Below are 684 nucleotides of genomic sequence, written 5' to 3'. Positions count from 1 at the left end.
GGCACGGCCGCGGCCGAGGGGCTCGGTGTCGTACGGGTCGGACGCGTCGCCGAGGTGCGCGAGGCCCCCCGGCGCAGGCGCTTCGCGCCGGTGCGCCTCGGCCTTGCCGCGGCCCTCGCCTGCTGCGCGCTCGGCGGGGTCGCCGTCGCCGCGGGCACCGGTGTGCTGCCGGGTCCCTTCGCCTTCGACGAGCAGGACCCCACGCCCGCGTCCAGCGTCTCCGCCGAGGTGACCCCGGGCCCGGTCACCGCCTCGCCCTCGCACTCCCTGCCCCCGGGCTCACCGACACCCGGCCGGCACAGCCCGTCGACCGGCACCGGCACGCCCGGCGACCCCTCGCACCCGGCGAGCCCGGACGGCTCGGCCGCCGGCGGCAGCGGCGACCCGGGCAGGAAGGACGGCGCCCCGTCCGGTGGTTCGGGGGACGACAACGATGGCGCGGGCAAGGGACAGTGGCTCGCCAAGACGGCCGAGGACTGCCGGGACTACCGCTCGGGCCGGCTTGACCAGGACAAGCGCCGCAGTCTGGAGTCCGCGGCCCACGGCCCGGGCGCGGTGAAGGCGTTCTGCGACGTGCTGCTCGACGGCGACGGCGGCGGCAGGTCCGGCGGCTCGGACGACCAGGGCCAGGGCGAAGGTCAGGGCAAGGGCAAGGGCGACGGCCAGGGCAACAAGAACGGCGGC

General features: G+C 78.1%; 1 pseudogene. It reads left to right on the top strand.

The annotated features are described in order from the left end of the window. A pseudogene (locus E6R62_RS40095) lies at window positions 1-684 on the top strand (hypothetical protein); the annotation flags it as partial.

Origin of the sequence: Streptomyces sp. A1136 (assembly GCF_004795055.1) — a bacterium.
Lineage (GTDB): Bacteria > Actinomycetota > Actinomycetes > Streptomycetales > Streptomycetaceae > Streptomyces.
This window is presented reverse-complemented; position numbering and strand designations above follow the sequence as displayed.